The sequence below is a fragment of the Brenneria goodwinii genome, from assembly GCF_002291445.1.
Classification (GTDB): domain Bacteria; phylum Pseudomonadota; class Gammaproteobacteria; order Enterobacterales; family Enterobacteriaceae; genus Brenneria; species Brenneria goodwinii.
The window spans coordinates 2,923,960-2,943,208 of the sequence record NZ_CP014137.1; the positions used below are offsets into that span (position 1 = coordinate 2,923,960).

15 protein-coding genes are annotated in these 19,249 nt (G+C 50.9%); 4 read left to right on the forward strand and 11 right to left on the reverse strand.

Annotated elements, in window-relative coordinates:
- Positions 1-36: 36 nt before the first annotated feature.
- From ACN28R_RS13090 to ACN28R_RS13100, 3 genes are all read right to left on the reverse strand, one after another.
- On the reverse strand, positions 37-1,818 hold the full coding sequence (locus ACN28R_RS13090) for a SmdB family multidrug efflux ABC transporter permease/ATP-binding protein (protein ID WP_095834625.1): 1,782 nt from the start codon (positions 1,816-1,818) through the stop codon (positions 37-39).
- Positions 1,811-3,580, reverse strand: a complete 1,770-nt coding sequence (locus ACN28R_RS13095) for a SmdA family multidrug ABC transporter permease/ATP-binding protein (RefSeq protein ID WP_095834626.1) — start codon at positions 3,578-3,580, stop codon at positions 1,811-1,813. Before ACN28R_RS13095 ends, ACN28R_RS13090 begins: the two co-directional genes overlap by 8 nt.
- 78 nt (positions 3,581-3,658) lie before the next feature.
- Positions 3,659-4,120, reverse strand: coding sequence for an Lrp/AsnC family transcriptional regulator (locus tag ACN28R_RS13100; RefSeq protein WP_048635802.1), 462 nt, complete (start codon positions 4,118-4,120; stop codon positions 3,659-3,661).
- A 256-nt stretch (positions 4,121-4,376) separates the two neighbouring features.
- On the opposite strand from ACN28R_RS13100, the gene queC reads away from it, so the two are divergent.
- Positions 4,377-5,075, forward strand: coding sequence for a 7-cyano-7-deazaguanine synthase QueC (queC, locus tag ACN28R_RS13105; protein WP_048635803.1), 699 nt, complete (start codon positions 4,377-4,379; stop codon positions 5,073-5,075).
- Positions 5,076-5,228: 153 nt separating this feature from the next.
- Here the strand turns inward: queC and ACN28R_RS13110 are convergent, their stop codons facing one another.
- The 8 genes from ACN28R_RS13110 to bolA all read right to left on the reverse strand — a co-directional run bounded on the left by ACN28R_RS13110 (position 5,229) and on the right by bolA (position 15,419).
- Positions 5,229-5,591 carry a ComEA family DNA-binding protein gene (locus tag ACN28R_RS13110; RefSeq protein ID WP_048635804.1) on the reverse strand — a complete coding sequence of 121 codons (363 nt, stop codon included), beginning with the start codon at positions 5,589-5,591 and terminating at the stop codon, positions 5,229-5,231.
- Between the two features lie 138 nt (positions 5,592-5,729).
- The gene (gene ppiD, locus ACN28R_RS13115) at positions 5,730-7,610 is read right to left on the reverse strand and encodes a peptidylprolyl isomerase (RefSeq protein WP_095834627.1); all 1,881 of its coding nucleotides are present in this window, start codon (positions 7,608-7,610) and stop codon (positions 5,730-5,732) included.
- A gap of 394 nt (positions 7,611-8,004) precedes the next feature.
- A complete protein-coding gene (gene hupB / locus ACN28R_RS13120; protein ID WP_048635806.1) occupies positions 8,005-8,277 on the reverse strand; it encodes a nucleoid-associated protein HU-beta in 273 nt (90 codons plus the stop codon).
- A 196-nt stretch (positions 8,278-8,473) separates the two neighbouring features.
- The gene (gene lon, locus ACN28R_RS13125) at positions 8,474-10,840 is read right to left on the reverse strand and encodes an endopeptidase La (protein ID WP_048635807.1); all 2,367 of its coding nucleotides are present in this window, start codon (positions 10,838-10,840) and stop codon (positions 8,474-8,476) included.
- A 190-nt stretch (positions 10,841-11,030) separates the two neighbouring features.
- Entirely contained in the window at positions 11,031-12,305 is a 1,275-nt protein-coding gene (clpX, locus tag ACN28R_RS13130; protein WP_048635808.1) for an ATP-dependent protease ATP-binding subunit ClpX, read from the reverse strand.
- A gap of 162 nt (positions 12,306-12,467) precedes the next feature.
- Positions 12,468-13,091, reverse strand: a complete 624-nt coding sequence (gene clpP / locus ACN28R_RS13135) for an ATP-dependent Clp endopeptidase proteolytic subunit ClpP (RefSeq protein WP_048635809.1) — start codon at positions 13,089-13,091, stop codon at positions 12,468-12,470.
- 403 nt (positions 13,092-13,494) lie between these two features.
- Positions 13,495-14,799, reverse strand: coding sequence for a trigger factor (tig, locus tag ACN28R_RS13140; RefSeq protein ID WP_048635810.1), 1,305 nt, complete (start codon positions 14,797-14,799; stop codon positions 13,495-13,497).
- Positions 14,800-15,104: 305 nt separating this feature from the next.
- Positions 15,105-15,419 carry a transcriptional regulator BolA gene (gene bolA, locus ACN28R_RS13145; protein ID WP_048635811.1) on the reverse strand — a complete coding sequence of 105 codons (315 nt, stop codon included), beginning with the start codon at positions 15,417-15,419 and terminating at the stop codon, positions 15,105-15,107.
- 327 nt (positions 15,420-15,746) lie between these two features.
- Between bolA and ACN28R_RS13150 the strand changes: the two genes are divergently transcribed.
- The 3 genes from ACN28R_RS13150 (at position 15,747) to cyoA (ending at position 19,248) form a co-directional block, all read left to right on the forward strand.
- The gene (locus tag ACN28R_RS13150) at positions 15,747-16,325 is read left to right on the forward strand and encodes a lipoprotein (RefSeq protein ID WP_048635812.1); all 579 of its coding nucleotides are present in this window, start codon (positions 15,747-15,749) and stop codon (positions 16,323-16,325) included.
- A gap of 62 nt (positions 16,326-16,387) precedes the next feature.
- A complete protein-coding gene (ampG, locus tag ACN28R_RS13155; RefSeq protein ID WP_095834628.1) occupies positions 16,388-17,872 on the forward strand; it encodes a muropeptide MFS transporter AmpG in 1,485 nt (494 codons plus the stop codon).
- A 413-nt stretch (positions 17,873-18,285) separates the two neighbouring features.
- Positions 18,286-19,248, forward strand: coding sequence for a cytochrome o ubiquinol oxidase subunit II (gene cyoA / locus ACN28R_RS13160; RefSeq protein ID WP_048635814.1), 963 nt, complete (start codon positions 18,286-18,288; stop codon positions 19,246-19,248).
- Position 19,249: the final 1 nt, after the last annotated feature.

A 19,249-nucleotide genomic window follows, 5' to 3' on the forward strand; every position in this document is an offset into this window, starting at 1 on the left:
CATCCTCTAGCGGCTGTATTTGGAAGTGCAGCCAATTTACGACACGGTAGCGGACTCATGAGTCACGGTAGCCGCCAGTTCTTCTCCTGCCAGCTGCAACTGATACATCTGATAATAGCGTCCCTGCTGGCGCAGCAACTGCTCATGCGTTCCCTGTTCGACGGCTTGTCCATGATGGAGCACCATAATTGAGTCGGCATCAACAATTGTCGATAAGCGGTGGGCAATCACAATCAGCGTTGTCTGAGCCCGGATAATATTCAGCGCCTTTTGCACCGCCTGCTCGGTGCCGGAATCAATGTTCGCCGTCGCTTCATCCAATATCAGGATTTTGGGTGTTTGCACCAATACCCGGGCGATCGCCAACAGCTGTTTCTGCCCTGTCGATAGGTTGTTCCCCTGTTCCCCAATCAGGGTATGTATTCCATCAGGGAACGAGCGCACCAACTCGGATAGCTGCACAATCTCAAGCACGCGCCATACTTCGTTTTCGCTGATATCACGCCCCAGCGTAATGTTCATATACATAGATTCAGCCAGCACCACGGGATCCTGCTGCACCATTGCCACATTATGGCGTAATACCTGATGCGATAACGTTTGTAGCGGACGGCCATCCAAACGGATCTCGCCTTCATCGGGAAGATAATACCCCATCAACAGATTAGCCAATGTACTCTTACCGCTGCCGGTATGGCCTACCAGCGCCACAAATCCCCGCTCAGGAATAGTCAGAGAGATATGTTGCAAAACCTTTTTGCCCGAGCCATAAGAGAAGGAAACATCATCGATCTCGACACGTCCGTGGGAAAGCGCCCGCGCATCGTCGCCATAGCCTTGCTTCGCGCCGTCCATCAGCTCGAAGATTCGTTCACCGGCAACCACGGCCTGCTGCAACATCGACTGCTGAGTCGTCAGTTCAATCAGCGGCTCATTCAGGCGTCCAAGATAATTAATAAACGCGTACAGAACACCAACGCCGACCGAGCCGACGGCGCTGAAACCAAACTGCATCAACAACCCGCACAATACCATTGCGGAAAACAGGCTAAGCAACGGGCGCAGCAGGAAGCCATCAAGGCGCAACGTCTGCATGCGCGCTTTATAATGCTCCCAACTGTAATCGCTCAGCCGCGCCCCAAACCGGGCCTGCTGGCGGAATTGCTGAATAACGCCCATGCCGTTGATAATTTCATTAAAGCCATCGTTAATATCCGCCAGATAACTGCGTACCCGACGCACAATCGGCGTACTGTAACGCTGATAAATCAGCATGACGGTTAATACGGCCGGGAAGATGGTCAACGCCACCAGCGCCATTCGCCAATTCAGGCTGAACATCGCCACCAGCATAGTGCCAATCAGCGCGGCACTGCGTAGTGCGGTTGACACCACCATCACATACAGATCCTTTACAACCTCCGTGTCATTCGTTACACGGGATATCAGCTGTCCTACCGGCTGGGTATCAAAAGTGCTAAGAGGCTGACGCAGCGCCGCATCCATAACATCAATACGCAATTGCTGCACCACCCCGACCGCTATCCGATTAAATAGCAGCGCCTGGAAATATTGCAGCGTCGCGGCCAAAATCTGCAACAAAAGATAAGCGCTGGCCAATCCGGCGGCCAATGCGAGCGGAAACTCGCCTTTAGCAACCAGATTATCAATGAAATAGCTCACCAGAACCGGCCCGGAAACCTCGGCGGCGGCGGCCACCCATAGCATCAGTATCGCCAGCGCCAATGGCCTGCGCCACGGCGAACCATAAGCCAGCAGCCGCTTTAAGGTGGGCCAAAGCTGTTTAGGGCTATTCATTGGCATCCCCTTCCACCAGCGGCACATCATCCAACGCGGCTTCCAATTGTTGATAGCGATACATATCCCGATACCAGCCGGATTGAGCAACAAGCTGGCGATGGCTACCCCGTTGGACCGCCTGCCCATGCTGCAATACCAGAATTTCATTTGCTTCCGTCAAAGCAGAAAGACGGTGGGCGCTGATAATCAATGTCCGCTGCTCGCCCCATTGTTTGAGATTCTGTAAGATCTGATGTTCCGTTCGCCCGTCAACGGCGGATAATGCATCATCCAGAATCAGAATTTCAGCTTCCAGCAATAAGGCGCGTGCAATGGCAATCCGTTGTTTCTGACCGCCGGACAGCATCACGCCACGTTCCCCTACTTCGGTATCATATCCCTGAGGAAGCCGCATAATGTCATCATGTACGCTCGCCAGGAGAGCCGCTCGCTCAATCTGCTGCGCGGTTGCATCCGGCCGTCCCAGAGAGATATTGTTCGCAACCGTGTCAGAAAACAGAAAGGGCATTTGCCCCACAACGGCAAAACGATGCCGCAATTCATCCAGACGGATGTCTGATAAAGAAAGGTTGTGGTAGCGAATATCGCCCGACTGAATATCAAAATGGTGTAGGATAAGCGCCAACAGCGTGCTTTTACCCGCTCCCGTCGGGCCGCATAACCCCAGCGCCTGACCTGGCTTCAGCGTAAAGCCGATCTTATTCAGCACACAACGAGAGCTGTGCGGATAGTGAAACTCATGAATATTCACATCCAGCGTGCCGCGCCCATCGGGCAGGGATTGCGTACCGTCCGTAACGACAGGCTCTTCCGACAGGAGTTGGCGAATCCGACTATATGCCGCACTTCCGCGCTCAACGATATTGAACATCCATGCCAATGCCAGCATCGGCCATATCATCAGACCGAGATACATGACAAAGCTGGTCAATAGGCCCAACGTCAGCGACCCTTGAACCACCATCCAACTGCCGCCGCCGATGGCCAGCAGATGCGATAACCCAATAGCGATATAAATGGTGGGATTAAACCGCGCATCGACCCGCGCCACATACATGTTTTTGGCGCCGGCATCCGCGGCAACCTGAGCAAAGCGCGCGGACTGATAGTCTTCCAACCCAAACGATTTAATCATTCGAATGCTGGTCAAACTTTCCTGGGCCTGATCGTTAAGTGAGGAAAACGCCGCCTGCGCCGATTTAAAACGATGATGTAATTGCGAACCGTAATGTTTGATAATCAGCGCCATGATCGGCATCGGCAGCAGCGCCAGCAGCGTCAGTTGCCAGCTAATCTGGGTACACATAATAAACAGGACCGCGCATCCCATTACCATGGAATCAACCAGCGTCAGTACCCCTTCGCCGGCGGCGAAGACCACGCGGTCAACATCATTGGTGGCAAGCGCCATCAAATCACCGGTACGGTGGCGTAAATAAAAAGCGGGATGCTGCCGACTGAGTTGACGGTAAAAATCCTCACGCAGCTCAACCGCCAGCTGATAAGACGCCCCAAACAGCAACACACGCCAGACACACCGCAACAGATAAACCATCACGGCAGTAATCAGCATGAGGCCGATCCACCGCATGACCTCGATAGTCGTCATATTGTGTTGCGTAACGCCATCAACCACCACCCCAACCAGCTTGGGAGGCAATAATTGCAGGATGGCGATAACGATCAACAATACCACCGCGCCTACATAGCGCCGCCATTCTCGGCGAAAGTACCAACTTAGTTGAGCAAACAGTCCCACGCAGTTTTGATTCCAATATCCAGAGGAGCGGGCATCAACCCGGTAAAATAATTATACAGAAAGCTTATGACCGGTGAATTATAGCGATAACGGCAAGGCCGTTGTGTACTTGATGCGCTCCATGGCGAAGCTGGATGTCACGTCAACCAGCCCGGGAATGCCATTCACCAATCGCTTATAAAAATCATCATAGCTTTTCATATCAGCGACCTGTACCTGCATCAGATAATCATACTCTCCGGCCATCCGATAGAAAGACAATACTTCAGGCATTTCCGATACAACGCGGGTAAACGTTTGGTACCAGACGCTATTGTGTTGCTGGGTTTTCAGCAACACAAACGCCGTCAGCCCAAGGCCCAACCGTTCATTATCCAGCAACGCGACCCGCGCCCGGATATAACCGTCTTCCTCCAAGCGCTTCAGCCTTTTCCAACAGGGCGTCGACGTCAGATTCACCGACTCAGCCAGCGTTTGTAGTGAAAGCGTGCAGTCCTGTTGCAGCAAGCTTAACAAAGTACGATCTGTTTTATCTAACATGGTGCTATTCCGTAGGAAAATTTTCTTCAATCTCGCCATTCAAAGATAAAAAATCAACTTTTTCCTAAAAAATTCACGCCGAGGCTATCATTACAGCCTGAACGGGCTGCGTAATTGAAGCAAGCCCGATACCTCTGCGGCTAACAAGATAACGGGCGCCGCTGAACGACGGCTATTTTTCAGGTAACATACCGGTTTTATGCCTCGACGCGTGCTGTCTGCGTTGAGGCCCCACTTGCAGCAAGGTGAATGAAAAATGAAGCGCGCGGTTGTCGTTTTTAGCGGTGGACAAGATTCCACGACCTGCCTGATTCAGGCTCTAAAACACTATGATGAAGTTCACTGTATCACCTTCGATTACGGCCAACGTCACCGGGCGGAAATCGATATAGCCAGAGAACTCGCTCTGCAACTCGGGGCTACTGCGCATAAAGTTCTGGATGTCGGCTTACTGAATGAACTCGCCATCAGCAGCCTGACGCGAGAAAACATTCCCGTTCCTGACTATGATGATGGTGAGACACAAGGACTTCCCAGTACCTTTGTCCCGGGCCGGAATATCCTTTTCCTGACGCTGGCGTCCATCTATGCCTATCAGGTTGGCGCTGAAACCGTTATCACCGGCGTATGCGAAACTGATTTTTCCGGTTATCCCGATTGTCGCGATGAGTTCGTCAAAGCGTTGAATCAAGCCATCGTACTGGGCATGGCGCGCGACATTCGCTTTGTCACGCCGCTCATGTGGCTCAATAAAGCGGAAACCTGGGCGCTGGCGGACTACTATCAGCAGTTGGATACCGTCCGCTATCACACGTTAACCTGCTATAACGGCATTAAAGGCGATGGATGCGGTCATTGTGCCGCCTGTCATCTGCGGGCTAACGGATTGCAGGAGTATCAGCGCGACCCGGCCGCGGTGATGGCGACATTGAAGCAAAAAACCGGCCTGCAATAACGGCCGGTAATAAAAACCAGGCAAGAGACAATACCCGCCACATCCTTGCCTGTCATACGGTTTAATTACTCACGCCGCTCCTGTCGCTTTCCCTGGTTGGCCGCCATGGGACGGTTCGCAACCGGCAATCAATCCTGCCGGTTGCGAAACCCATCACAGTTTTAAACGCGACAGATTGCGCTCAACCAACGCAGCGCCGATCCCCGGAACTTCCTGCAATTGTTCTATCTGCGTAAAAGGGCCATTTTGCTCACGATAATTAACGATCGCCTCTGCCTTTTTAAGGCCGACGCCACTCATTATCTGTGCCAGATCTTCCGCTGTTCCGGTGTTAATGCTTACTTCATCTTCATCGGCGGCGGGAAGCAATACCTTTTCCGTCTTTTGAGCGGCGGGGTCAGACTTCATCGCGCTTCCGGCGCTTTCAGTCTTCGGCGCCGCCTGAACCAATAATGGCAACCCAGACAAACTCATTCCAACAATCAGACAAAGAGCCTTTATTCCTGACTTTTTCATGCTGTTTCCTCCATGTGTTTGACAGCATGGCTACCTTGCCGCAGCGCCCATTGCATCGCAAATAGCTTTGCCTGAATGTGGAAAAGGCCGCGAAAGCGGCCTTTTGTTATTGCAACAGTTTGCAAATTTATGCGGGGCTTATTGCTGCTCCTGAGCCGCTGCGCCCAGTTTAATTTTGGCTTCGCTACGCAAGCTGATCAGCAAGGCATCGAATAGCGATCCCATCGTGCTTTGCTGTATCTGACCGGCGAACTGCTCTTTCTGCTGGTCGTTCAATTGATGCGGGGTCACGCTATCAAGCGCCACCAACACCACATTACCGGACTGATCCTGCGTAATGCCATAAGACGGCTTATCGTTGGCTGGATGCGGTAGAGCGAAAATAGCTTCGGCCATGACATCCCCTTGCGAAAGGGAAGACAGGGTTTTTGGCTTGCCAAAGCTCAGATTCGCCGCTTTTAGCGCTTCATCCTTACCCTGTTTCAACTCAGCCAGAATTTTTTCAGCATCTACCCGAGCTTGTTGGTCGGCTTTCTGACGCTTAACTGTCTGGGCCACCTGTTCACGCACCTGATCCAACGGGCGCGTACTTTCCGCTTTGTGTTCGGTGATGCGTATGACGAAAGCGCGATCGCCATCAACATTAATGACATCGGAATTACTTCCCTGACTACCGTTCTCACCAAGCAATGCGCCATCAAAAATCGCCTGAGTAACAGGCTGGAAATTCAAGGCGGCGGGAACCTGCTCACGGGTAAACCAGTCGGTTTGCGTTGCTTTCACCCCGGCCGCTTCTTCAGCGGAGGCTAAAGACTCGTTATCGTTACTGGCGGCCTCGCTGACTTTCTGCTGCAAAGCAAAATACTCATCAAGCGCTTTTTCGTGCTTAACTTTGGCCGCAATCTCATCGCGAACTTCGCTCAGCGGTTTAACCTGCGGCGGCTGGATATCATCAAGACGGGCAATCAAATACCCTACGGAGGATTTGATTGCCGAAGAGACCTGCCCTTTTTCCGTCAGATTAGCCTGCTTAAGTTCATCGACGGTAGAGTTATCATCCATCCACCCCAAATCGCCGCCATTGCGGCGAGAGATTAAATCTGTCGATTTTTCTTTCGCCAGCGCGGCAAAATCGGCCCCTTGTTTGAGGGCATCAAGCACAGACTGCGCATCAGCGTCGGTTTTTACCTGGATAACGCTGAATTTCTTGCGCTCAGGTTGTGTATAGTCATTCTTATTTTTTTCATAGAAATCGGCGATAGCTGCGTCGTCGACCACGATTTTATCCATCAGACTCACGGCATCCAGCGTGATATAGCTGACTTTGAACGCCTCTGGCGCAATGAAATGGCTTTTATTCTGATCGTAATAGCTTTGGATTTCTTCATCAGAAGCGGTTTGAGTCTTTGCGATGGCATCAATATCAATGGTCGCCGAACGGATAATCCGATCCTGAGCGGCAAACTTAACCAGATTGTCGATTTCCTGCGGCAGAATAAACGCCGTATCGCCAAGCCCGCGAATGAGCTGCTGAGAGGTCAATTGCTTACGCAGCAGTTCGGCGTACCTATCAGGCGTTAAGCCGAGACGGCGAACCTGAGCCAGGTATTTATCATTATCAAAGCGATTGTTGGTCTGAAACGCCGGAACCTCAAAGATCGCCTGTTTTATTTGTTCATCACTGATGTTCAATCCCAACTTATCGGCATATTGGTCCAGCAGAACTTCATCAATCAGCTGAGAGAGAGCCTGCCTGCGCAGCTGCTGCATATAGCCCTCATTACCCGCCAGAAGGGAGAAGTTTTCACCCAATGCGCTCTGCTGACGGTTACGTTCGTTCTGTACGGCCTGCTCAAGTTGAGCACTGGAAATCTCCTGCCCATTCACCTTCGCGGCGTAGTTCCCAGAACCACCGATAAGATAATCGCCGACACCGGTTAAAACGAACGATGCAATGATCAAGGCAAGAATAATTTTGAGCACGACGTTATTAGCGGCCGCGCGTAAATTGTCCATCATAATGTGACAACACTCCGCTGTAGAATGAATAACACGCCCGGCTCTGGCAAAACCATCCATCATCCGCCAACAAGTCCAGGACGCGTGTAATCTTTGTCTGACAATAGTAACCTGAATTACCCGTTAAAAAACATCAGGAATGTTCTTTAACGTTGCACAGTAATGGTCCGTAAGGCCGAACGGGCAAAGATAGCCCGACATAAAAAACCGCCGGGAGCGATTTTCAACGCCGCTTGCGACGTCCAAATGGGCAACGGGCAAAAACGCTCATCAAAGCCATAATAAAAGGCACATCATAAAAATGATGCGCCTCGCATTTTACCCTACCAATATCTCTGCGTCAGGTAATGTTTGGCAACACAACGTATTGCATGCCAAACCTGTGACGCAATAATCAGTTAACGGCGTCTTTCAAGGATTTACCGGCACGGAAGCCAGGCACTCTTGCTGCGGGAATACTGATTTCTTTACCTGTTTGCGGGTTACGGCCGGTACGAGCTGCGCGTTCACGCACAGAGAAAGTACCAAAACCAACCAGAGCAACATCATCCCCGTCTTTCAGAGACTCGGTTACGGAACCAATAATCGCATCTAACGCACGCCCTGCCGCTGCTTTGGAAATGTCAGCATCTGCAGCAATTTTATCGATCAATTGTGACTTGTTCACTCTCTCATCCCCTTTGGAATTCTATGGTCGCGCTGAAATTCCCAAAACACGACACCAAATTTATATCAATCCTGTCAGACCTTAGCAAGTTACAGCTAAAACCAACAGTGCTCTAACTTAGCGGCACAAAAAAAAGCTGGCAAGCACGATTTCACTTACCAGCTCTGATTTTCTCAAGGGTTTTTGCGATATGTCACTATTTAGCCTTGGCCGTAGAGGTAACAACCTGCATACCGTAAGGCGCATTCTGCAATGCCAGCGACAATACTTCCTCGATTCGCTTCACCGGATGGATATCCAGGTCGGCAATCACGTTTTGTGGAATGTCTTCAAGATCACGCTTGTTATCATCCGGGATCAATACCGTTTTGATGCCGCCACGGTGAGCGGCCAGCAGTTTCTCTTTCAGGCCGCCGATCGGCAGCACCAAACCACGCAAGGTGATTTCTCCCGTCATCGCAACGTCGGCACGAACAGGATTCCCCGTCAGACAGGACACCAGCGCGGTGCACATCGCGATCCCGGCGCTTGGCCCATCTTTGGGCGTCGCACCTTCGGGGACGTGCACGTGGATATCGCGTTTTTCATAGAAATCCGCATTAATACCCAGTTTCTCGGCTCTGGCCCGCACGACGGTAAGCGCGGCCTGGATCGACTCCTGCATGACCTCGCCCAATGACCCGGTGTAAGTCAGCTTGCCTTTGCCAGGGACACAGGCGGTTTCAATGGTCAGCAGATCGCCGCCCACTTCCGTCCACGCCAGCCCAGTTACCTGGCCGACACGGTTTTCATCATCCGCCCGGCCATAGTCGAAGCGCTGTACGCCAAGGAAATCCTTGAGGTTATCGCCCGTGATCTGAATATGCTTGACCGATTTGTCCATCAACAGCGTCTTCACCGCCTTCCGGCATAGCTTGGAAATTTCACGTTCCAGACTACGCACCCCGGCTTCTCGCGTGTAGTAGCGGATAATGCCGACAATCGCGCTATCCTCAACCGAGAGTTCACCTTTTTTCAACGCATTGCGTTCAATCTGCTTCGGCAGAAGGTGCTGTTTGGCAATGTTTAGCTTCTCGTCTTCGGTATAGCCGGAAAGACGGATCACTTCCATACGATCGAGCAACGGCGCGGGGATGTTCATTGAGTTAGACGTAGCAACAAACATCACATCCGACAGATCGTAATCCACTTCCAGATAGTGGTCGTTAAACGCCACGTTCTGTTCCGGATCCAGCACTTCCAGCAATGCAGAGGCGGGATCGCCACGCATGTCGGAAGACATTTTGTCGATCTCATCCAACAGGAACAGCGGGTTTTTCACCCCGACTTTCGCCATCTTCTGGATCAGTTTACCCGGCATGGAACCGATATAGGTGCGGCGGTGACCGCGAATTTCCGCTTCATCACGCACCCCGCCCAACGCCATACGAACATACTGACGCCCGGTTGCCTTGGCGATAGACTGCCCCAGAGAGGTTTTACCCACCCCCGGAGGCCCGACCAGGCACAGGATCGGTCCTTTGATCTTGCTGACGCGACTCTGAACCGCCAGGTATTCCAGAATGCGCTCTTTGACGCGTTCAAGGCCATAATGGTCGGTATCCAGCATTTCCTGCGCCTTGCGCAAATCTTTCTTCACTTTGCTGCGGGCATTCCAGGGAACCTGCACCATCCAGTCGATGTAGCCGCGTACGACAGTCGCTTCAGCAGACATCGGAGACATCATCTTCAGCTTCTGCAGTTCAGCTTCGGTTTTCTCGCGCGCTTCTTTCGGCATCTTCGCCGCTTCAATCTTGCGCTTCAGCGCTTCATGTTCGTCCGGCGCATCATCCATTTCACCGAGCTCTTTCTGAATGGCCTTCATTTGCTCGTTCAGATAATACTCGCGCTGGCTCTTCTCCATCTGTTTTTTAACGCGACTGCGAATCCGCTTTTCAACCTGCAACAGGTCGATTTCGGACTCCATCATCGCCATCAGATACTCCAAACGTTCCGTGATATCGGACATTTCAAGTACCGACTGCTTATCCGCCAATTTCAGCGGCATATGCGCAGCGATGGTGTCGGCCAGACGTGCGGCATCATCAATACTGTTCAGTGATGTCAGCACTTCCGGCGGGATCTTTTTATTCAGCTTGATATATCCCTCAAACTGATTGATCGCCGTGCGCATCAACACTTCCTGCTCACGCTCATCAATCGCCGGGGAATCAAGATATTCTGCCTGCGCGGTGAAATGTTCACCGCTGTCAGACAGCGTCGTAATGCGCGCACGCTGCAACCCTTCAACCAGCACTTTAACCGTGCCGTCCGGCAGTTTCAGCATTTGAAGAATTGAGGCTACCGTCCCTACCGAGAAAAGATCGTTAATACTTGGCTCATCCGTTGAAGCCTCTTTCTGTGCCACCAGCATGATCTTTTTATCGTGATCCATTGCAGCTTCAAGGCACCGAATTGACTTTTCCCGACCAACAAACAACGGAATCACCATGTGCGGATAAACCACCACATCGCGCAACGGCAATACGGGGATTTCTATGCGTTCGGAACGCTCAGGGTTCATAGAGCTCTCTCTTAGTTTCGTTTCCGCCAGGTTAAGGGAATCTCGTGAAACACGATCTTCACGGGTTTCACCAAATAGGTAATTGAGTATATGGGGATAAATATCTTACATTCAACGGTCAGAATGCGCGTAAAAGCGAATGGGGGATAAAATCCCCCATTTTTGTCTTTCACTGCGTTTTTTTGGTTAACTATTCGCCAGATGCCTGCTGAGCTTCGTGTTTACCATAGATCAGCAAAGGTTCAGACTGGCCAGCGATAACGGACTCATCAATCACCACCTTATCAACACTTTCCAGTGATGGCAGATCGTACATCGTGTCCAACAACGCCGCTTCTACAATCGAGCGTAAACCACGGGCGCCGGTCTTGCGAGCCATCGCTTTCTTGGCGATCGCCGTCAGCGCTTCATCACGGAATTCCAGTTCAACGCCTTCCAGATTGAACAACGCCTGATACTGTTTGGTCAGCGCGTTTTTCGGTTCACGCAGAATCTGAATCAGCGCATCTTCGCTCAGTTCCTTCAACGTGGCGACCACCGGCAAACGACCGATAAACTCAGGAATCAAACCGAACTTGATTAAATCACCCGGTTCAACCTGACCTAACAGCTCGCCTTCCGTCGATTTTTCCTTCGTGCCTTTTACCGTCGCGCCAAAACCGATACCGCGGCCGGTGTCGGTACGCTGTTCGATAACCTTATCCAGGCCGGCGAAAGCGCCGCCGCAAATAAAGAGAATTTTAGAGGTATCCACCTGTAAAAACTCTTGCTGAGGATGCTTGCGCCCGCCCTGCGGCGGAACGGCGGCGATAGTCCCTTCGATCAGCTTCAGCAGCGCCTGCTGAACCCCTTCGCCGGACACGTCGCGCGTAATTGACGGATTGTCCGATTTACGTGAAATTTTGTCGATTTCATCAATATAGACAATGCCGCGCTGCGCTTTCTGCACATCGTAGTCGCATTTTTGCAGCAGCTTCTGGATGATGTTCTCCACGTCTTCGCCCACGTAACCCGCTTCGGTCAATGTGGTTGCATCAGCCATGGTGAACGGCACATCAAGAAAACGCGCCAGGGTTTCAGCCAGCAGCGTTTTACCGCTGCCGGTCGGACCGATCAGCAAAATATTACTTTTGCCCAGCTCGATACCGTTATTACTGTCGCCGTTGCGTAACCGCTTATAGTGGTTATATACCGCGACAGCCAGCACCTTCTTGGCCTGTTCCTGACCGATAACGTAGTCGTCAAGATGGCGGCGAATTTCATGCGGAGTCGGTAGCGCACTGCGCTCACGATGCGGAGACACTTCTTTAATTTCTTCGCGAATAATGTCGTTACACAAGTCAACACATTCATCGCAGATATACACTGACGGCCCGGCAATCAGCTTGCGTACTTCATGCTGGCTTTTGCCGCAGAAAGAGCAGTACAGCAACTTTCCTGAACCGTCTTTGCGCTTATCTGTCATCAGTAAACCTCTTCTTAGTCTTTTGCCCGCAGGCCAACCACAGCGATATCGCTACAGCGAACGCCGACATTTACAGCCAATACGCGCGAGCATACACCGCACTACAGACCATCGGTCGAACACTGACTTTCAGCCACTATAAACTGCTTACTTCGCAGAATATTATTGACGATTAGTGAATACAGAATCTACCAGACCGTAGTCTACTGCCTCACTGGCTGAGAGGAAACGGTCACGTTCAGTGTCTCTCTCTATCACTTCAAGAGGCTGACCCGTATGTTTAGCCATCAGTTCATTCATTCTGGCTTTTACTTTCAATATTTCTTTGGCGTGGATTTCGATATCCGTCGCCTGCCCCTGGAATCCGCCCAGCGGCTGGTGAATCATGACCCGTGAATTAGGCAGGCAGATACGTTTGCCTTTTGCGCCTGCGGCCAACAGGAAGGATCCCATGGAACAAGCCTGCCCCATACAGATCGTACTGACGTCCGGCTTGATGAACTGCATGGTATCGTAGATAGACATACCCGCGGTAATAACGCCCCCAGGGGAGTTAATATACAGGAAGATATCCTTTTCCGGATTTTCAGCTTCCAGAAACAGCATCTGGGCGACAATCAGGTTCGCCATATGATCTTCAACCTGACCGGTCAGGAAGATGATCCTTTCTTTAAGCAGACGGGAATAGATATCGTAAGAGCGTTCCCCACGAGAGGTTTGCTCAACCACCATTGGCACTAAAGCCATATGAGGTGCTTGTCTTTCTTGTTCGCCACTGTATGACATTCACGTCTCCTAGATAAAATACGTCCGGCACCATTATTGCCCGATTCTACTTTAGATAAATGGTGATGACCATGCCGATGCATGCGGTTCACTCATCCTGGGGGCAACTCTCAATTAGCCGGAGATCCCTAACGGTGCCCTCTTCCCTTTCGAATATTTGGGGTATCCACACCGCTTTTCAAGCTTACACCACCAATTGTTTTACATTAAAGCGTTATCGGTAATAACTTCCCAATCTGCCAGCACGATATCTTCTTTATATAGTAGTGCAATTTAGCGCATCTCGTTTAAGAACAAACCGATAATTAGCGCGATCATTTAAATAGAAAAAAACCCGCGCCAGAAGGCTACGGGCTTTTTTGACAGGGGGAAAACCGCCCTGACGCAGCAACAGAAATGATGCTTACGCAGCCGTGGTTTGATTCATCAGCTCGTTAAAGCTAACGGCTTTTTCAACCACTTTAGCCTTGGCAAGCAGCGTTTCAACCGCTTGTTCTTCCAGAGCAACATTACGCATGTTGTTCATCAGTTCTTTGTTTTTGCTGTAGAACTCAACCACTTCCTGCGGATCTTCATAGGCAGAAGCCATTTCGTCGATCAGCGCTTTAACACGATCTTCGTCTGCCTTCAGCTCATTGGCGCTGATGACTTCACCCAGCAGCAGACCAACGACTACGCGGCGTTTAGCTTGCTCTTCGAACAGTTCGCGCGGCAGTTCCAGCGCCTGTTTTTCGTTTCCGCCAAAGCGCTGTGCGGCCTGACGACGCAGAACGTCGATTTCGCCGTCAATCAACGCTGCGGGAACTTCAATTTCGTTCGCCTTAATCAGACCATCCAGAACCTGAGTTTTCACACGGTTGCGTACCGCGCCTTTCAACTCACGTTCCATGTTTTTGCGAACTTCAGCACGCAGACCTTCCTGAGAACCCTCTTCCACGCCGAAACGTTTGATGAATTCTTCAGTCAATTCAGGCAATTCGCGCTCTTCAACTTTCTTCAGAACGATAGCGAATTTAGCGGCTTTACCTTTCAGGTTTTCCGCGTGGTAATCTTCCGGGAAGTTCACATCAATAGTGAATTCCTCGCCGGCTTTGTGACCGACAACGCCATCTTCAAAACCTGGGATCATGCGGCCTTGACCCATAGCCAGTACGAAATCGGAAGCTTTGCCGCCTTCAAATTCTTCACCATCGATAGAACCGTTGAAATCGATAGTAACGCGATCTTCGGCAGTCGCCGCGCCATCGGTTTCTTTCCAGGTTGCCTGCTGTTTACGCAGCGTTTCCAGCATCGTATCGATGTCGGCGTCAGTCACTTCAACGACCGGTTTTTCGACTTCGATTGATTCCAGATCTTTCAATTCCACTTCTGGATACACTTCGAACTCAACGGAGTAAGTGAAGTCGCCACCCACTTGATATTCGCCCGGAACATAGTTCGGCGCGCCAACCGGGTTAATCTTTTCTTTGATGATGGCATCGACGAAATTACGCTGCATCAAATCGCCCAGCACGTCCTGACGCACGGATGCACCATAACGCTGAGCAACAATATTCATCGGCACTTTGCCTTTGCGAAAGCCGTCAATACGTACTTTTTTGGCCACGTTGACCAGCTCGCTCTTAACTGCACTCTCAATGCTGTCAGCAGCAACGGTAATCGTTACACGGCGCCCAAGGCCTTGAGTGGTTTCAACAGAAACTTGCATCTTGTTACCTCAAAAAATCACAGTGCTCGGTCAACCCCAAAACTATTCTCACAACAGCAAAGCATAATTTCGAGCAAGCGCCAGCAGGCGCTTAACAGAAAAAAGCCTTACAGAACCGGGACGGCCACCATGTTGTTACCAGACCCTGTTCCCTGTAGTCAGAAGCGTCCCGAATACATTCCGGAAAAATAGACGCGGCATTATAGCGATATAGATAGGATGAGTCGAGGACGGCGGACAGACTATTCGACAGGAGGGGCATGCTTTTATCAATAACCCGTCCGGAAACGGGTTATCCGCGGGATCTACGACATGATGCCCGCGCCGCCGCAGGGCGGCGATGACGGAACGGCGTTTTGCAGGCTATCCCACTCTTTGAGAGTATAAGTGTGCAGCGCCAATGCATGCACCGAACCCGCCAATTCCTCCGCCAGCACCGCATAAACAGCCCGATGGCGTCCTAATACGCGTTCCCCCGCAAAACGATCGCTGACTATCACGACTTTAAAATGACTTTCAGATCCGGCTGGTACGTTATGACGATAGCTTTCATCAATTACTTCCAGGTGCAGCGGCTCGAATTCCACACGCAATTTTTCTTCTATTGCTTTACGCATCATACGGCTACCCCTTCGACTTTGGAAAAGTTCGGTATCAGCTCGGCACTTCCGTCATAGACAGACTGCCCGTTCACTTCAATCTTAGCTGTTTTTCAAGCCGTTATGATCTTTGCAACCTCTCTGCGGACAGAGAATGAATAGCAACTTAATGGCGTATCTTCATCAGCATTGATGTGATAAAAACGATTCTGCCTGGATGAGGGGGAAGAAAAAGATAAATTTCAGAAAATTTTCCCCGTACTCTGCTCTTTCCCCCATCAGCTGCGATGATATGATACCAATAATTTTTGTCAGCTAACCACTCTAATCATTACCGAGAAAATACGAATGTTAAAAAAATTATTTTTCCCGCTTTTGGCTGTACTGATGCTTGCCGGCTGTGCAAGCAAAAGCAACACGCTCAACGTCATGCCTAAAATCAGTCTGCCTTCGCAGGATCCGACGCTGATGGGCGTTACGATCAGTATCAACGGCGCCGATCAACGATCCGATCAGGCGCTGGCAAAAGTAAACCGCGACGGGCAATTGATCACCCTGACGCCATCCCGCGATCTGCGTTTCCTGTTGCAGGAAGCGCTGGAGAAACAGATGGCGGCTCGCGGTTATATGATCGGCACCGGTGGTCCGGTGGCGTTGCAGATTGTGGTTAATAATCTGTATGCCGATGTTTCCGAAGGCAACCTTCGCTACAACATCACCACGAAAGCCGATATTTCCATCCTCTCCCAGGCCGCCAACGGCAACAAACAGGTTAAGAACTATCGTTCAACCTATAATGTGCAGGGCGCATTCACGGCAACCAACGATAAAATTACCAATGCGGTCAATACGGTGTTGGGCGATGTCATCAACGACATGGCGCAAGACACCAGCGTTAGTACCTTTATTAAAGAAAACGCCCGTTAATCTTTTCATTCCGCTTCCTTTGCTCTGCAACTTCCCCTGCGGAGCAAGGGAAAGGACTTTTCATGCTTAGTCGTATCATCAATCTCTTAAGCCAGCGTAATTCGCTTTTCCTGCTGTTATTGGGTTTTGCCTCCGGTTTACCCCTGGCTTTAACGTCCGGCACGCTGCAGGCCTGGATGACCGTAGAAAATGTTGATTTGAAAACCATCGGTTTTTTTTCTTTGGTCGGTCAGGCGTATGTATTTAAGTTTCTGTGGTCTCCCCTGATGGATCGCTACACCCCGCCGTTTCTTGGTCGGCGTCGGGGCTGGTTACTGCTCAGTCAGCTTTTATTGGTTGCCGCGATTGTCTGTATGGGGTTCATGAACCCGGCCCGCGACCTCTGGTGGCTGGCCGCTCTGGCCGTATTGGTCGCGTTTTGCTCGGCCTCGCAGGATATCGTTTTCGACGCCTACAAAACGGATTTGCTCAAGCCGGAAGAACGCGGAACCGGAGCGGCAATATCGGTATTAGGCTATCGCTTGGCCATGCTGGTTTCCGGCGGACTGGCGCTATGGATTGCCGACCGGTTGCTGGGCTGGCAGGCGACTTACTGGCTGATGGCCGGTTTAATGCTTATCGGCGTACTCTCCACCCTGCTGGCGCCCGAGCCGAATAACAGTCAACCCGCGCCGCGGACAATAGAGCAGGCCATCGTTCTCCCATTGCGTGATTTTTTCGGACGGAACAATGCCTGGCTGATTTTGCTGTTAATCGTGCTTTACAAATTGGGCGATGCCTTCGCTATCAGCCTGACCACCACGTTTCTTATTCGCGGCGTCGGCTTCAATGCCGGTGATGTCGGCCTGATAAACAAAACGCTGGGGCTATTTGCCACCATTGTCGGCGCGGTCTACGGCGGACTGCTGATGCAGCGGCTCACCCTGTTCAGGGCGCTGATGCTATTTGGCATCCTGCAGGCGGTTTCCAACGCCGGTTACTGGCTGTTAGCCGTCACCGATAAAAACATCATTACCATGGCCGGCGCCGTTTTTCTGGAGAACCTGTGCGGCGGTATGGGCACCTCCGCGTTTGTTGCGTTATTGATGACGCTGTGCCACAAGTCGTTCTCCGCTACGCAGTTTGCCCTGCTTTCAGCGCTTTCGGCCGTGGGCCGAGTCTATGTCGGCCCCATCGCCGGCTGGTTTGTCGAAGCGCATGGCTGGGCGTGGTTTTACCTGTTTTCGATCGCGGCGGCCTTGCCGGGGCTGTTTCTTTTGTTGGCATGCCGCAGCACATTGGAATATACGCAGAAAACCGGCGATTTCCTGCCGCGTAACACCTTTCCTCGCTATTACGCCGGGGCATTGCACGCGCTCATGACCGGTTCCTGCCTGCTGGGGTTATGGTTAATATTGCTGATAACCGATGTGCTAGGGTGGAGCGCCCATCACGAACTGGCCGATTACTTACTGATGGCCGGCGCTGGACTGGCGTTGCTGGGTATTGCGCTAGGTAGCGCGCTGGATTATTTGTCACTGCGCGCGTCAGTGAATCATTCCAGCTAAGCAAGGTTGAGGGGAGAAAAACGCGTTATTCTACGGTTTTCTCCCTTTATTTAATTATTTTTCTCAATTATTTTGCCAAGGGAAAAATTTATTCCGCAGGGGTACCATTTGGTCTGAACTAATTTCGTTTTCTGACGATAAACATCTGTGAATCCAAAATATCCGCCAGCTTAAAAATAAAAGTCACTATTAGTTGTATTTTTGTATTATCAATCCATACTTTTGGCTAGGTGGCGTGTTAATTGCCTGTTTTTAAAAATCATTTTTTTGATCGCTGTCTTTGTGACAATCCGTGCAAAAAGCAGCAACAATTGGATGACATAACCTTAATCATGTTTACAGTAAAGTAACCTTCCCGTAAAATGCCCGCTCGCGTAAAATGACAATAGAGCCCTTGTAATTGAGGTCGCTAGATGAGACTCAGGAAATACAATAAAATTTTTGGGATGTTGTCTTTATTTGCAGCCACAGCAGTGCTCAGCGGCTGCGATATGGCGCTGATGAATCCCAAAGGACAGGTCGGGTTAGAACAAAGATCGCTAATACTGACGGCCATCGGGCTGATGTTGATCGTTGTTGTTCCCGTCATCATTATGGCAATCGCCTTTGCCTGGAAGTTCAGAGCATCCAATGAAAAGGCAAAGTACACGCCAAACTGGTCGCACTCCAACAAGATTGAGGCCGTTGTCTGGACCGTGCCAATTATCATTGTCGCTATCCTTGCCACCATCACCTGGAAAACGACCCACTCGCTTGATCCTTATAAGCCTTTGGAATCAGATGTTAAGCCAATTAACGTCGAAGTGGTTTCCCTTGACTGGAAATGGCTGTTTGTTTATCCGGATCTGGGCATTGCCAGCGTTAATGAGTTGGCGTTCCCGGCAAATGTACCCGTCGCATTCAAAATCACCTCTGACTCTGTAATGAACTCGTTCTTCATTCCGCATCTCGGAGGTCAAATCTATGCCATGGCCGGTATGCAAACCCAGCTCCATCTGATAGCCAATGAGCCGGGCAAATATGACGGTATTTCTGGCGCTTACAGCGGAAAGGGGTTCTCCGGCATGAAGTTCACGGCCATCGCTACCCCCACGCAGCAGGAATTTGATCAATGGGTTGCCAACGTTCGCGCGTCTTCCAAGACGCTCAACAGCATGGACGAGTTCAATAAGCTGGCCCAGCCAAGTGAATATCATCCGGTGGAATACTTTTCCAGCGTTCAACCGGATTTGTTCAGGAATATTATTCTCAAATTCACAGGCAACGACATGAACATGCAACATCATGGTGAAGGCATGAAACACGATGAAAACATGCAGCACGATGAGGGTATGAACATGGGCGAGCATGCCTCGCACCAAGGAGCCGAGGGATAAC